At 40.7% G+C, this 675-nt stretch carries 1 protein-coding gene and 1 pseudogene; both read right to left on the bottom strand.

The window, feature by feature from the left end; translation table 11 throughout:
- Positions 1-378 (bottom strand): annotated as a pseudogene (locus HT687_RS11460) (IS66 family transposase); the annotation flags it as partial.
- A complete protein-coding gene (locus HT687_RS11455; RefSeq protein ID WP_000653988.1) occupies positions 353-559 on the bottom strand; it encodes a transposase in 207 nt (68 codons plus the stop codon). The gene HT687_RS11455 and the pseudogene HT687_RS11460, both read right to left, overlap by 26 nt.
- Positions 560-675 lie beyond the last annotated feature (116 nt).

Raw genomic sequence — 675 nt, 5'->3', positions numbered from 1 at the left:
CTTCAGAGTAAACTTCTGATGGAGGGTGTGGGCGAATAGAGAAGCTGAGCCAAGGCTATGCGCCAAAGGGGCTTTAGGGATAGGAGCTTTCACAATTTTATCACTCGGATTTTTCTCACTGCATGCTTGGCATTTGTAAGAGTGTTGGATATGATCTATGCGTTTTAATTGCGCAGGAATAAAGACTAATTCTTGGCCTTGAAGACTCGCTCCAATCTCTTTTAGCTCTCCCTGACAGTCAGGGCAAATGCAATCCTCTAAGCGATGATGGAGTTCTTCTGAATCGAATTGGGCAAGAAGAGCTTGACGTTTTCCTTTAGCTTTCTTACGTTTATAGGTGATTTCTTCTCTTTCAACTGGGAACCTCTCCATCTTCATCAGATGAAGCTTCCTCCTCAAAAAGGCTGACTTGTCCAGATGGACAAACACTTTTCTCAGAGGATTTTCCATAGAGCTTTTGCGTTAGATAAGCCACTTGTTCACGAAGAAGGGCAAGTTCATTGGTGAGACTATCAATTGTAGCACTCTGTTGTTGAATGATTTTTAATAAGTCTTTCATCGTCTTCCCCTCCTTGTTTTCTAACTTTATTATACTAAAAAGAAAGGCATCATTTCAATAGAAATCACGACTTTCTGATGAATTTATTTGGGGAGTGATAGAAAAGCCCTTCATCA

The sequence above is a fragment of the Streptococcus sp. 1449 genome (genome assembly GCF_013276805.1).
Lineage (GTDB): Bacteria > Bacillota > Bacilli > Lactobacillales > Streptococcaceae > Streptococcus > Streptococcus pseudopneumoniae.
The sequence above is the reverse complement of the archived record's forward strand: the minus strand, read 5'-3'. Positions and strand labels throughout refer to the sequence as shown.

What these genes read in the sequence shown, in the direction of transcription:
- HT687_RS11455 (WP_000653988.1), bottom strand. Translation starts at nt 559, where the DNA reads ATGAAAGACTTATTAAAAATCATTCAACAACAGAGTGCTACAATTGAT.